Annotated in this window: 10 protein-coding genes; 1 reads left to right on the forward strand and 9 read right to left on the reverse strand. The window is 52.3% G+C overall.

Annotated elements, in window-relative coordinates; translation table 11 throughout:
* Positions 1-4 precede the first annotated feature (4 nt).
* Positions 5-1,189, forward strand: coding sequence for a lysophospholipid transporter LplT (lplT, locus tag JNE38_RS29755; RefSeq protein WP_238933768.1), 1,185 nt, complete (start codon positions 5-7; stop codon positions 1,187-1,189).
* A 58-nt stretch (positions 1,190-1,247) separates the two neighbouring features.
* Here lplT and JNE38_RS29760 read toward each other — a convergent pair whose 3' ends face one another.
* The 9 genes from JNE38_RS29760 to JNE38_RS29800 all read right to left on the reverse strand — a co-directional run bounded on the left by JNE38_RS29760 (position 1,248) and on the right by JNE38_RS29800 (position 12,704).
* Positions 1,248-3,239: a bifunctional metallophosphatase/5'-nucleotidase gene (locus tag JNE38_RS29760; RefSeq protein ID WP_203354615.1), complete on the reverse strand. Its 1,992-nt coding sequence runs from the start codon at positions 3,237-3,239 to the stop codon at positions 1,248-1,250.
* A gap of 115 nt (positions 3,240-3,354) precedes the next feature.
* Positions 3,355-5,139 (reverse strand): DNA helicase RecQ, encoded by a 1,785-nt coding sequence (recQ, locus tag JNE38_RS29765; protein ID WP_203354616.1) that lies wholly within the window; start codon positions 5,137-5,139, stop codon positions 3,355-3,357.
* 113 nt (positions 5,140-5,252) lie between these two features.
* Complete coding sequence (locus JNE38_RS29770) at positions 5,253-5,792, reverse strand: VanZ family protein (protein ID WP_203354617.1); 540 nt, start codon at positions 5,790-5,792, stop codon at positions 5,253-5,255.
* Between the two features lie 7 nt (positions 5,793-5,799).
* Positions 5,800-6,684, reverse strand: coding sequence for a D-alanyl-D-alanine carboxypeptidase family protein (locus JNE38_RS29775; RefSeq protein WP_238933512.1), 885 nt, complete (start codon positions 6,682-6,684; stop codon positions 5,800-5,802).
* Between the two features lie 94 nt (positions 6,685-6,778).
* Entirely contained in the window at positions 6,779-7,879 is a 1,101-nt protein-coding gene (locus tag JNE38_RS29780; RefSeq protein ID WP_203354618.1) for a sensor histidine kinase, read from the reverse strand.
* On the reverse strand, positions 7,869-8,555 hold the full coding sequence (locus JNE38_RS29785; protein ID WP_203354619.1) for a response regulator transcription factor: 687 nt from the start codon (positions 8,553-8,555) through the stop codon (positions 7,869-7,871). Before JNE38_RS29785 ends, JNE38_RS29780 begins: the two co-directional genes overlap by 11 nt.
* A 395-nt stretch (positions 8,556-8,950) precedes the next feature.
* Positions 8,951-10,339: a class II fumarate hydratase gene (fumC, locus tag JNE38_RS29790; protein ID WP_203354620.1), complete on the reverse strand. Its 1,389-nt coding sequence runs from the start codon at positions 10,337-10,339 to the stop codon at positions 8,951-8,953.
* 126 nt (positions 10,340-10,465) lie between these two features.
* Complete coding sequence (locus JNE38_RS29795; protein WP_203354621.1) at positions 10,466-11,143, reverse strand: MgtC/SapB family protein; 678 nt, start codon at positions 11,141-11,143, stop codon at positions 10,466-10,468.
* A gap of 199 nt (positions 11,144-11,342) precedes the next feature.
* The gene (locus JNE38_RS29800) at positions 11,343-12,704 is read right to left on the reverse strand and encodes an MATE family efflux transporter (protein WP_203354622.1); all 1,362 of its coding nucleotides are present in this window, start codon (positions 12,702-12,704) and stop codon (positions 11,343-11,345) included.
* Between the last annotated feature and the right edge of the window lie 68 nt (positions 12,705-12,772).

Below are 12,772 nucleotides of genomic sequence, written 5' to 3' on the forward strand. Positions count from 1 at the left end.
GAAAATGCGCATACAACCGTTGCAAGCCTTGTATTTTACCCAGTTCCTGTCTGCCTTTGCCGACAACATGATCCTGTTTGTCATCGCCAACCTGCTGCGGGAGAACGGTTTTTCTCCCGCTATGCTCGCACTCGTATCCATTTCCTTTTTTCTTCCGTACATTTTTCTGGCGCCGCTCGTCGGTCCCTTTGCTGACAAACATCCGAAATCGTTCGTGCTCGTCATCGGCAACCTGATCAAGGCTATTGGCATCGTGCTCTTATTCGTCATCGATCATTCCAGCATTTTGCTTTTGATGCTCAGCTACTTTACGGTCGGCCTTGGAGCCGTCGTCTATTCCCCTGCCAAATACGGGATCCTGCCTGAGCTGACTCAAAACGAGGATGAACTGTTCCGGGCAAATGCCCGAATCGAAGGGTATACCATCATCGCCATTTTGCTCGGAATCGGGGGTGGCGGAGCGATTGCTTCCATGACGGCTCCCCTCGTCTCATCGGGAATTTGCCTGCTGCTCTACCTGTTGTCGCTGGCGATGACCTTTTTCATCCCGCGCATGCAAGGAAACGCGAATATTCGCTACGGTACGGAAACACGCCGCTTTTTTGCAGATTTCACCCTGCTGATGAAGCGTCCCGATACACGCTTCTCTCTGGTTGGAACCGGTTCGTTCTGGATGAGCTCGGCTGTGCTGCGCGTAGCCTTGATCGCCTGGATTCCCATCGCGCTGGGGATCGATCCGGAAAGCTTTTCGGTCTCGCTCATTCTCGCCACCATTTCCATCGGCATCATCGTCGGAGCGTTTCTTGCTCCCAAATTGATTCCGCTGCACCAATTCACAAAATCCGTAAACTACGGATTCGGAATGTTCCTCGTGATCGCGCTGTTTCCGTGGATCCATGTCACGGCCGTCGCCATTTGCTTGCTGCTGCTCGTCGGATTTATGGGTGGGGCCTTTATTATCCCGATGAACACGATCCTCCAGGAGGAAGGGAAAAAGCTGGTCGGGTCAGGGAAGACCATTGCGATCCAAAACCTCGTGGAGAACACCCTGATGGTCATCGGATCTGGCATCTACTACCTGGTTGTGTACCTGGGAGTCTCGATTTCAGGGGCCATCATCGGTCAGGGGCTGCTGCTGCTGGCTTTTCTCCTCTATCTTTCCAATCAACGCAAAAAAGTCCACGGCTAGTCCTCGGCCCATACAAAAAACCGCGTCCTCTACGGCGCGGTTTTTCGTGTTCTTCCGATTATTTTTGCGGCGCTGGCGCAGCTGCTTTGACGGCTTGATTCAGCAAGTGATAGAACTCGCCTTTGGTTTTGACGTTGGCAAATTTGCTCGCGTCCACCTTTGCCTTCGCTGAAAGCTCAGCGATCTCTTCTTTGGTCACGGCGTCCTTGATGTTGATGGACGCGATGTTGGTGTACTTGCCATCTTCGGTTTTCGGTACGCTCAGGATGCCTGCGTTGATCAGCGCGACAACATCGGCACGCTCTGGCGCAATCGTATCTACGCCGACGATCTTCCAGTTGTGTTGAACGGTCGGCGTGTATACGCCCTTCTTCACTTCCTTCAGATAGGCGATCGCTCGGTTGCGTATGGTGCCTTGTGTCTCACCAAAAGCACTCTCCTCCTTGGAGGACCAGAGCTGCTCAAATTTGCGGCCTTCCAGCGCGCCCCCCTTGGCTTGCAGGGCTTCCATGCGGTATGCATTCATGCCCAGCTTCAGGATGTCTACCGGTTTGATCGGCGTACCATCCATTTTGCGCAGGTTGGTGATTCGGCTGCCGTACGGTTTGGTCAGATCGATCTCGTATTTCACATTGCCAAAGAAATCGTTGGTGCTGTATTTGGAAGCTCGGCGCTTACTGTCAAAGCTCACTGTTACATCACCGGGACGGGTCGAGTTGAAGTAGCCGACTGCCCATTCCATGTAGTCTTTCAGGTCTTTCCCTGTCACTTTGTAAACGGTGATCTCGCCTCCTGCGTACTGGTAGTTGTAGGCGATGTCTTTTTTCTTGATCGGGCCGACATCGAGCTTGGCTTTGTCATTGTCGATCTGGTGCGCGACCACGTCGGCCTTGCTGTAGTAGAGCATCACTTCATGGAAGAAGTCAGACAGCGGAGTCTCCTGGATCTGCACCGTCGGGATGCCTTCGATTTCGTTTTTGTCTACCAGGTTCATGCCTTTGAGCTCTGCTACGACGATGTTTGCATCCGCGCGAGCGAATTCGTGGAACGGCTTGAGCTTGAACTCCAGCTCAGGGTCGGATACAGCAGGTGTTCCGTCTGCTCCTTTTACAGGAACCGCTGTCGCTTCCTTGCCTTTCAGCACGACCTTGCCGTCTTTCTTTTCAAAGGTCAGGTCGATGCGGGACAAATGGGTGCCGTATTTATCCGGCTCGGTGATGAGCACACCGTTGATCTCTTCTTTTTTCACGAGCTTGTGCATGTGGCCGGCGAAAATGGCGGTAAGCTCAGGTACCGCGTTCGCGATGTCGGCAACACCAGTGCCCGGAATGCCGTTCTCATTTTCAATCCCCATGTGCATGAGGCCGATCATCACGTCTACTTTGCCTTCCAGCTCTTTTACTGCTTTTTTGGTTTCTTCTACCGGATTTTTCACCACGAGTCCGTCCAGGTGATCGGTCCCCTTTTCAAAGTCAGAGATCATCGGAGTATCCATGCCGATGACGCCAATTTTGATTCCGTCACGCTCAACGATCGTGTATGCCGGCAGGAAGCGCTCGCCGTTTTCTTTGTAAATGTTGCCTGCGAGCACTGGCCCTTTGTACTGGCTGCTGATCTTGTCCAAAATGTCCAATCCGAAGTTGAACTCGTGGTTGCCGAACGCCCATGCATCGTAGCCCATTTCATTCATCGCCACCATCATCGGAGACTCGGGCTGGTCGTTGAACAGCTCAGCCGAGTTGTCCTGGATGGAGTCACCCGCGTCCAGCAGGACCGTATTCGGATTTTCCTTGCGTATCTCTTTGATCATGGTGAAAAGCTGTGTCAGACTGCCGTTTGGATTTGGGCCATCCAGCGCGTAATCCCATGGCATGAATCTGCCGTGGATGTCAGATGTGCCGAGCAATGTGATTTTGGTCTCCGCTGCCGGAGCTTGCGCCGTTGCTGCTTGCGCGGGTACAGACGCGCCCACAAACGCGCTGCCCATCAACACTGTGGACATTGCCAGCCCTAGCAACGTCCTGCCTACTTTGGTTCCCCTTTTGATCATGTCGTCCCCTCTATTTCTATTTTTTTCTATGTAACAATTTAACTATATCAGTCTTTTTTACTAGAAACGAACCATTTGTTTCCAAATTTCTAAAGAAAACCAGAAAAACCGCAACTTATTGCGGTTGCGGTTTTTCAGCAGCGTATGTTTGCAGACAATCCAGAAAGAGATGTCCGTACTTATCGAATTTGGATTCGCCGACACCCTTTACTTTCAGCATCGCTGATTTATCCGTTGGGCACAGACTGCTCATTTCCTTCAGCGTGCTGTCGTGGAAGATGACGTACGGAGGCACACCTTCGCGCTGGGAGATTTCTTTGCGCAGCTGTCTCAGGCGGTCGAACAAGTCGTCGTCTTCCTCCTGCTGAACGGGTCTGATCGCGATTTTCTGCCAGACGCGCTCCTCTCCCCTGAGCACGGGAAGCGCCTTTTCGCCCAGCTTGACGATCGGATATTGGCTCTCTGTCACTTGCAGGTAGCCTTCTGCGATCAGAATCTGGATCAGGTCGACAATCTCCTTTTCCTTGTATTCCTTCATCAAGCCGTACGTCGGCAGCTGGTCAAACCCGAATTGGCTGACCTTTTTGTTTTTCGAGGCTTTGAGCACCTGTGCCACGAGGGCTGCACCGAAGCGCTCCCGCATCCGTTTTACGCAGGAAAAGATCTTCTGTGCCTCGAGCGTGATGTCCGCAAGTTCCGTGTCATCCGTACAATTGGCGCATTGGCCGCATGGCTGCGCCTCAGTCTCGCCGAAGTACTGCACGATGTACTGCGTCAGGCAACGCGGGGTTCGGCAATAGTCGATCATGGCGTACAGCTTTTTGTATTCATGCTCCTTGCGTTCATCTGACAGCTGGTTTTGCTCGATGAAAAACGTCTGGGTCTGGATGTCCTGCGGCTGGAACAGCAGGATGCATTCACTCGGCTCCCCATCACGACCGGCACGGCCCGCCTCCTGATAGTACGCCTCCAGATTTTTCGGCATGTTGTAGTGAATGACGTAACGCACGTTGGATTTGTCGATCCCCATCCCAAACGCATTCGTCGCGATCATCGTCCTAACATCGTCAAACAAAAAGGCTTCCTGATTCTGCACGCGCTCTTCCTCGGACAGTCCGGCATGGTATTTCGTGACGGCAAAGCCGCGCTTGGCAAGATCGGCATGGAGAGCGTCCACGTCTTTTCTCGTCGCCGCGTAGATGATTCCAGCCTGCCCGCTGTTCGCGCGCAAATAGTCGGTGATGAACGCGCGGCGATTCTCCCCCTTGCGTACCGCCATGAGCAGATTGTCCCTGCCAAAACCGGTGATAAAAGTGCGCTCATCGACCAATGTCAGTTGGCGGCGGATATCCTCCGTAACCTCAGGCGTGGCCGTAGCCGTCAATGCCGCAACGACAGGGCGCTCAGGCAATGTGTGCAGGAAGCGGGCGATTTCCAGATAGCTCGGTCGAAAATCGTGACCCCACTGGGATACACAATGCGCTTCGTCGACGGCAACAAAGGAGATCGGCACATCGCGAATCAATGATCGGAATGACTCTGACTCCAGTCGCTCCGGAGCGATGTAGAGGAGCTTGTAGTCCCCGCGTGCAGCCATTCTCAGCCGCTCGCGCACTTCAGCGGCCTCCAGCGAGCTGTTGATTTGCGTCGCGGGAATCCCCATGCTGACCAGCACGTCGACCTGGTCCTTCATGAGAGAAATCAGCGGAGAGATGACGATGGTCACGCCGTCAAACAACATGGCCGGCACCTGGTAGCAGATTGATTTTCCTCCGCCCGTCGGCATGATGCCCAAGGTGTCATGTCCCGTCAGCAGGCTTTCGATAATCTTCTTTTGGCCATCCCGAAAGGAAGGATAGCCAAAGTATTTTTGCAAGACTTCTATCGCTTTATCAAACAAAGAGAATTCACCTTCTCTTCCGAAGTGTTTATCCTAGGGATTCTTTTAGTGTACTTGCAGACTTTGAGACAAAACAAGGGGAAGTGTGGGATTGGACGAAAATGGACCGTGGCTCAATGCACGGTCCGCTCTTGCACAACGTTGCTTTTTTGAGGACGATACACCAAGACGAGCCTGCACAGCTTGTATCCGATGTAGCCCAGCATTCCACCAGTGGTATTCAGCAGAAGATCGTCTACATCAAAGATCCCGATGCTCGCAATCAATTGCGCCGCCTCCAGACAAAGGCTGAAGAGAAAGGACAGGATTGCCGTCTTCCAGAATGATCGGTCCTTTTGCATGTGGAGAAATGGCAGGAGAAATCCAAACGGCAGAAAGGCAAGCACGTTGCCAATGAAGTTCACGATTCGCACGCCTTCGCTCATGTTCGCTAGGTAGTTTCTGATTTCATGGAAAGGAATGAGGTTTCCCCGGATCAGCAAACGCTCCCAGATCAGCTCCGGGTGCGATAGACTCAAAGACATCGAGGCAAACAACGCTTTCCATTCAATCGGTCCAAATTTAAACAAAAGGATTTTGACGACAAGCCATAGATACAGGATAAATGCGATGCTTGTAACAGTTGCCGTCCACATTGCAGCACCTTTTTTCATCGATGGATCAAAACCCCTTTTCCAACAGTTTTTTCGTTTCTGTAAAACGCGCCACTTCGGTGTCCGCACCCATGATGACAGAGATCAGTCGGCGCTCCCCCCGCTTGGCCGTGCCTGTAAAGCAATAGCCCGCCTCGTCCGTAAAACCTGTCTTAAGTCCGTCCAAGCCTTGCACACGAAGGGACTCGTTGTTCGTCAATAACATCAGATTGGTGTTGGATACCTTTTCTTTGGTTGAGCTCAGCTGTACCCGCGTCTCCGAGGTCAGCTGAATGATTTCCGGGAAGTCATTGACCAGGCGGAAAGCCAGTTGTCCAACATCCCTGGCCGTCATCTGATTTTGACCATAGCTGTAGACCAGCCCCGTCGCATTTACAAAACGGGAAGACAAAAGTCCGAGCTCTTCTGCTTTTCGGTTCATTTCCTCTGCGAAATCGGCCGTACTGCCTGCGAGATGTTCACCGATCGCCACGGCGGCATTGTTCGCGGACCCCACTGCCATTGCCTCGTATAAATCGCTCAGCGGGTACGCCTCTCCCGCTGCCAGACTCACTCTCGCCCCCTCAGCCGTCGCTGCATTTTCGGAGACATGCACCAGATCGTCCCACGAGACGCGACCTTCCCGGATCGCTTCCAGCAGCAGATATTCCGTCATCATTTTCGACATGCTCGCTACTGGATAAGGTGTATCTGCATCCTGTTCGTACAGGACTTCGCCGGTCTGCGCATCCACCAAAACGGCTGCCCGCGCTTGGAGCGTGAAGAATGCCCGATCCCACCGACGAAAGACGCTATCCTTTTCCTCTCCCGCAAAGATCCAAGCCCACATGGATGAAATCCCCGCCAATATGCTAAACAGCAGAAATACTCTGCCCCACCTGATCCTTCTCACGAAAAAAAGCCTCCTCACACGTGTTCTCTCACTGCAAGGATAGGCTTTTGGATTAAACAAACTCAAAATCGTTTCTAAAGAAAGAGTAAAGAGATTATGAAGCTCGAGGCAAAGTGACGGTAAAGGTCGTCCATTCGGGTGTACTCGTCACGGAAATGGTTCCGTGATGCAAGTCGATGATGCTCTTGGCGATGGCCAGCCCCAGTCCCGATCCCCCTGTCTCCTGGGAGCGGGAGGCTTCTACCCGATAGAAGCGTTCGAACAAATTGGGAATCGCCTCAGGCGGGATGGGACTGCCGTTGTTTGCCACCGAAAAGGCTGCACCATCCGGAGCCTCATACAGCCGGACGGCAATGATCGTGCCGTCTCCACCGTATTTGATCGCGTTGGAAATCAGGTTTTCCAGCACCCGCACGAGCTTGTCGGTATCGCCCCACATCTCCACCTTTTCGTCGGGCGTGTCTACCTGCAGCTGCAAGCCCGCTTCATGTGCAGCGATCCGAAAGCCTACCGATACCTGCTCGACCAGCTCCACGAGGTCAAACTGTGTACGGTTCAAATAGGCGCCACGGTTGCGGACCTTGGTATACTCGAACAAGTCGCTGACCAGGACGTTCATTTGCTTGGCTTTTTCGTAAGCGATGTGGGTGTACTGTCTGATTTGCTGCTCATCCTGGTATTTGCCTTGCTCGATCAGTCCCAGATACCCCATGATCGAGGTCAGCGGCGTCCGCAAATCATGGGAGACGTTCGTGACAAGCTCGTCCTTGGATTGCTCCAAGCTCCTCTCCTCTTCCATCGCATCCAGCGTGCTTTTGACCAGCGCATGGATGCTGTCCACTACATCCCCCAGGCTGCCATTGGGTCTGATGGATATTTGATGATCGTAGTTCCCCTTTGCGATGTAATGAAGCTCTTCGATGATTCTCTCCATCTGCTTTTGCTCCCAATATTTGCGGATGCGGACGATCGTCCAGGCAGCAAACAAACCGGTCGCCAAGAGCACGATCGGAATCTTGAAAGTCTCGATGCCAAAGGTGCTGCGGATCTTCCAGACGTACTCTTTGACTTCGGGGATTCGATACAGGTAGTTGTTGGCGAAGAATGACGCTGTCTGAAACACCGCGAAAAAGATGAGCAAACCGAGAAACAGGTCGAGCAGGATCCTCAGGAAGTCCCGGACGTTAAGCTTCAATTTTATAGCCTACCCCCCAGACCGTCTGGATCACCTTTTCCCCATTTGTCGCCTTCTCCAGCTTTTCACGCAGATTGCTGATATGCACCATCACGGTCTTGTACGACACGTAATTATCCATCTTCCAGCATCGGTCAAAAATCTCTTCCGAACTGAAGACACGATTGGGATGGCTGGCAAGCAAAAAGAGAATGGAAAACTCCAGCGCCGTCAGCTTGATCGGAATTCCTTCCTTGGTCTGTGCGACATGGCTTTGCTTATCAATGATGAGGGGTCCTACCTCGATCACATTGTCCTTTTGCTGCATGGCATTGCTGTAATTGGCGCGTCGCAAAAGAGACTTGACCCGTGCGATGACTTCGAGGGGATTAAACGGCTTGGCTACGTAGTCGTCCGCCCCTGTCATCAGCCCCATGATCTTGTCCATGTCGTTTGTTTTGGCGCTCGCCATGAGGATCGGGATTTGAGAATGCTTGCGAACGCGTTTGGTCACTTCCAGGCCATCGAGTGCAGGCATCATGACATCGAGGATGACGAGGTGAAATTCCTTTTGATCGAGCTTTTCGAGAGCTTCCAGCCCGTCGAATGCCTTCTCGATTTCATAGCCTTCATTGCCGAGATATATGGCCAGCAGATCCACGATTTCCTTGTCGTCGTCTACAATTAAAATTCTCATAGCCTCTTTCTCCTATTTCCGATAATTGTAAGTCCACTATAGCAGAGAAAGGTAAAGAAAACATAAAGAGGGGGGAAAGATAGAAATCATCTGATTCTGGCTGTTGAGGAGGGTCGGGCGGAAAAAGGAGAACACGATTCAGGTTCATAGGGGCACCCCTTGGAAGCTGTTTCTGGCCAGCTCCGTTCCAAAAGCGGAACGGCGTCCAAAAGCGGTTTGGACTGCGGGTATCTCAAGTTGGACGCTCGGGCGTGTTCCGCTTTTTCCACTCCGCTTGGGTCGTGCCCCTAAGACCTTGCGCTTTTTTCTCCTTTTTCCTGGGGATCTGGATAAAAACAAAGACCGATAGCAAGTGCTACCGGCCATTACCTGGTAATGCTTTGGGTTACTCAACCCTACTCTTTCGGATGTATCATCTGCTCCGGACGGACGACCTGATCGAATTGCTCCTCGGTCAGCAGATTGCTTTTGATGGCTGCTTCCTTGAGGGTGAGGCCTTCCTTGTGGGCGAGCTTGGCGACGGCTGCTGCATTTTCGTAGCCGATGTGCGGATTGAGAGCCGTCACGAGCATCAGGGAGTTGTTCAGGTTTTTCTGGAGGATGGGCAGATTGGGCTCGATTCCCACTGCGCAATTGTCGTTGAAGGAATGCAAGGCATCCGACAGCAGCATGGCAGATTGCAGGAAGTTGTAAATGATCACGGGCTTGAACACGTTGAGCTCGAAATTCCCTTGGCTCGCCGCAAAGCCGATCGCCGCATCGTTGCCCATGACTTGGCAGACCACCATCGTCATGGCTTCGCTTTGCGTGGGGTTTACTTTTCCCGGCATGATCGAGCTTCCAGGCTCATTGGCAGGGATCGTGATTTCACCAATCCCGCAGCGTGGTCCACTGGCCAGCCATCTGACGTCATTGGCGATCTTCATCAGATCGGCTGCCAGAGCCTTCAAGGCACCGTGGACATGCACCAATTCATCGTGGCTGGTCAACGCGTGAAACTTGTTGGCTGCTGTAAGAAACTTCTTGTTCGTGACCTGGCTGATTTCGTCCGCGACCATCTCCCCAAAGCGAGGATGTGCATTGATTCCCGTACCTACCGCCGTCCCGCCTATCGCTAGCTCTCGCAAATACTCGGCGCTTTCCGCGATCATTTTTTCGCTTTTGGCCAGCATTTGCACCCATCCGCTGATCTCCTGCCCCAATGTCAGAGGGGTCGCATCCTGCAAATGCGTCCGCCCGATCTTGATGATGTCCATGAACGCCTCGCTCTTTTGGCGCAGCGTTTCCTTGAGGACAGCTACAGCTGGCAGCACATGATCCTCGATGGCGACCAGAGCGGCCATGTGCATCGCTGTCGGAAAGGTGTCATTGGAGCTCTGCGACTTGTTGACGTCGTCATTGGCATGAATGCGAGCGGCACTCCCTTTTTCCTCCAACAGCTGGTTGGCGCGATGAGCAATGACCTCGTTGACGTTCATGTTGGACTGCGTTCCGCTGCCTGTTTGCCAGACGACGAGAGGAAAATGCTCGTTCCATTTCCCTGCGATGATTTCATCAGCAGCCTTGATGATCGCTTCGGCCTTTTCCGGGTCCAGCTTGCCCAGCTTTTGATTAACCGCAGCTGCACTCTTTTTCAGGATGGCAAACATGTGGATGACCTGGAGCGGCATCTTCTGTCCGCCAATTTTAAAGTTCTGAAAGCTGCGCTGTGTCTGTGCGCCCCACAATTTATCTGCAGGAACCTGAATTTCTCCTATCGTGTCCTTCTCTATTCTATAGTCCATCTCTCATCCTCCTTTTCATCTATTACCCACCTTTATGATGTCCGGTTTTTGCCTATGCAACAAGAAAATGCAAAAAGACCCATGCCATCCCCCGCGGATGCATGAGTCTATCGATTCCTTGGCTTGCTATTGACTCTCAACCTCTACGGTCACGACATGCTCGACCGATTTGAGAGAGCTGTATATATCGGTCGTGTACGTATCCTCGGATGCGATGATCATCATTTCCAGCTTTTGCTGACCTTGATCCACATCCTTTACTTTGACCCGCTTGACCTGCAAATTCAAATGCTTGATCTGCCTGAAGACATCGTCCAGATTGACGAGTCCGTCCACGATGATCTTGATGGACAAATCCCGTTGGCGCAGAGAGCGCGGTCCGATCCATTTGAGTATCAGCGGGAACAGGTTGATCGCCAAAATGATCAGGATTGCCGCAGTGACTGCTTCAAAATAAAAGCCGGCGCCGACCGCGATGCCTAGTCCTGATGCCGCCCAGACCATGGAGGCCGTAGTCAGTCCGGAGATCACATCGTTGCTCCGGCGCAAAATAACGCCAGCCCCGAGAAAACCGACACCGCTGACAATTTGCGCAGCCAGGCGAAGGGGATCCATGTTGGTGTGCCCAGGCAAGGAAAATCGATGTACCGATTCAATGGAAACGATCGTGATCAGGCAACTCGCCACCGAAATGACCATGCTCGTCTTCACACCGAGTGGTTTGTGCTTCAGCTGCCTGTCCATTCCGATTAAAAGACCTAAAAATAGTGCAACCCCCAGCTTTATCAAGAAATCGTAGGCCATCCTACTTCTCCTCCCATCCGCACGTCATGTTAGCTTTTCTCCCACAACCTGATATAGAAAGTATATACGCTACTCCTAGAAAATAGGAGTAAAATTTTTCACGATGTTCACACCTATTGTAAACGCGCTTTCTGAGCTTCATGCAAAAGGCGGAAAATCCTTGTGAAAAAGGATCCTCCGCCGTGAGATAACGAGACCGTTATGGAGAGTCATGCAATCTGATCATCTTATTTTGCAGCTTCAGCAAACGCCCAAACAAGAACACGGCCCCTGCTGCCAGACCAGTGATCAAGCCAATCCAGTAACCGAATGCGGCCAGCGGAGTCAGCTGTGCCAGCGCATAGCCAAGCGGAAGCCCGATCACCCAGTACGAGATGAGCGCCACGACAAAGGTCACCGTCACGTCCTTGTAGCCGCGCAGGACCCCTTGGATGGGCGCCGCTACCGCATCGGAGATCAAGAACAGAATCGAATACATCAGGAAATGCTGGGTGAGACGGAGCACTCCTTCGTCCGTCGTATAGAAGCCCGCTACCTGTTCATTGAAGACTAGCAGCATGACCCCAAACAGCAGTGCCAGGACAACAGCGACTCCGATGCCCAAATAGCTGTATTGCCGCGCATCCCGGAATCGGTTGGCTCCGACCTCGAAGCCGACCAAAATCGTCAGCGCCATCGAAATGCTGAGCGGCACCATGTAGATGAACGAGGCAAAGTTCATAGCCGCTTGGTGAGCCGCGATCGTGACCGTGCTGTACTCGCTCATGAACAGCGTCACCGCAGCAAAAATGCTTACTTCGAAGAAAATGGAAAAACCAATCGGCAGCCCCAGCTTGAGAAGCTCCTTCCAAGCAGAGAGGGAAATCCGATAAAGCTTCGCGAACAGGCCGTACTCCACAAACGGATGCACACGCTGAACCACAAACAGACTAATCAACAATATGCACCAATACGTAATGGCAGAAGCATACCCTGCCCCCACCCCGCCAAGTCGGGGGAATCCCAGGTTCCCGAAGATCAGCACATAGTTCAGAAATACATTGATCGGCAGCGAAAACAGCGTGATGACCATGGTTACCCGGGTTTCTCCGAGTGCATCAATGAAACAGCGAATGACGGTATAAAGAAACAGCGGAATGATTCCGATCGCAATCGCATGTAAAAAGTCGCGCGCAATCTGATGTACGGTAGGCTCCAGATCCATCAGCTGCAGAACCGGATTTAGCACCAGCGCCCCGACGATGATGACGGCGACAGCAATGGCCACGGCCACATATAAGGCTTGAATCACGGTAAAGGGCACTCTCTCCCTGCGGTTTGCCCCGATCATTTGTGCCACCATGGGGGTCACCGCCATCAAAATACCCGTCAAGCCAGCTTGAACAGGCGCCCAAAGGCTCGCACCGATAGCTACCCCTGCCAAATCAACGGGACTCGCATGTCCGGACATGATTGTATCGAAAAACGTCATGGAAAAAAGAGCCAGTTGCGAAATGAGAATCGGCAGCAGCACGACCAAAAATTGTCGCCATTTTTCTTTGGTCGAAAAGGTTTCGTTCATTTTCTATTTTTCCTCGCCCTGTATGATTTTGTAAACACACAAAATACTATTATAGCAAAAATTTGTGA

The organism is Brevibacillus choshinensis, from assembly GCF_016811915.1.
In the GTDB taxonomy this organism is placed as follows: domain Bacteria; phylum Bacillota; class Bacilli; order Brevibacillales; family Brevibacillaceae; genus Brevibacillus; species Brevibacillus choshinensis_A.

Excerpts from the sequence above, each read along its gene's own strand:
- JNE38_RS29795 (WP_203354621.1), bottom strand. The coding sequence starts at position 11,143 with ATGGCCTACGATTTCTTGATAAAGCTGGGGGTTGCACTATTTTTAGGT.
- JNE38_RS29770 (WP_203354617.1), bottom strand. The coding sequence starts at position 5,792 with ATGAAAAAAGGTGCTGCAATGTGGACGGCAACTGTTACAAGCATCGCA.
- JNE38_RS29800 (WP_203354622.1), bottom strand. The coding sequence starts at position 12,704 with ATGAACGAAACCTTTTCGACCAAAGAAAAATGGCGACAATTTTTGGTC.
- lplT (WP_238933768.1), top strand. The coding sequence starts at position 5 with ATGCGCATACAACCGTTGCAAGCCTTGTATTTTACCCAGTTCCTGTCT.
- fumC (WP_203354620.1), bottom strand. The coding sequence starts at position 10,339 with ATGGACTATAGAATAGAGAAGGACACGATAGGAGAAATTCAGGTTCCT.
- JNE38_RS29785 (WP_203354619.1), bottom strand. The coding sequence starts at position 8,555 with ATGAGAATTTTAATTGTAGACGACGACAAGGAAATCGTGGATCTGCTG.
- JNE38_RS29760 (WP_203354615.1), bottom strand. The coding sequence starts at position 3,239 with ATGATCAAAAGGGGAACCAAAGTAGGCAGGACGTTGCTAGGGCTGGCA.